Raw genomic sequence first — 620 nt, forward strand, 5'->3', positions numbered from 1 at the left:
TGTCAGGCGCCACGACAAACTGCCCCCCTGACGCCATGAGGAACTGACCCCTCTGGAGAGGAGGTCGGCATGGAAGAGCAAGAGGTTCAGAGTTCTCCGCGGTCGGGTTTGCCGCGGAGGGACGAGATGAAGACGCCGGACGACGTGTCGGCGATGGTGCGTCTGAAGGGGTTGGGGTGGGGCGCGAAGCGGATCGCGGCCGAGCTTGGCTGCTCGAAGAACACGGTGAAGCGCTGGCTGAGATACGGCGATTGGCGACCTTGTGTGACGCCGTCGCGCTCGAAGAAGCTGGACGGTCTGTCGGATTGGTTGGCCGAGCGATTTCGGCGCCATCGCGGGAACGCCGATGTCATCCGCCAGGAACTGGCGCAGGAGAAGGACATCCATGTCAGCCTGCGCACAGTCGAGCGCACGGTGGCGCCGCTGCGCCGGGAGTTGGTCGCCGAGGCGCGGGCGACGGTTCGGTTCGAGACGCCGCCCGGCGAGCAGCTGCAGATCGATTTCGGCGAACGCCGGGTCGAGATTGGCGGTGTCGCGACCAAGGTTTTCTTCTTTGTCGCAACGCTGGGCTATTCGCGCCGGCTTCATGTGCGCGCCTTCGGGCACGAGAAGCAGGAGAG

At 65.3% G+C, this 620-nt stretch carries 1 protein-coding gene; it reads left to right on the top strand.

Features of this window, described 5'->3' with window-relative positions; all coding sequences use genetic code 11:
* Positions 1 to 126: 126 nt before the first annotated feature.
* The coding region (locus tag ACFPN9_RS08080; RefSeq protein WP_377816341.1) for a helix-turn-helix domain-containing protein at positions 127 to 620 on the top strand (494 nt) is incomplete at its 3' end.

This window comes from Allobosea massiliensis, assembly GCF_042655245.1.
Classification (GTDB): domain Bacteria; phylum Pseudomonadota; class Alphaproteobacteria; order Rhizobiales; family Beijerinckiaceae; genus Allobosea; species Allobosea massiliensis.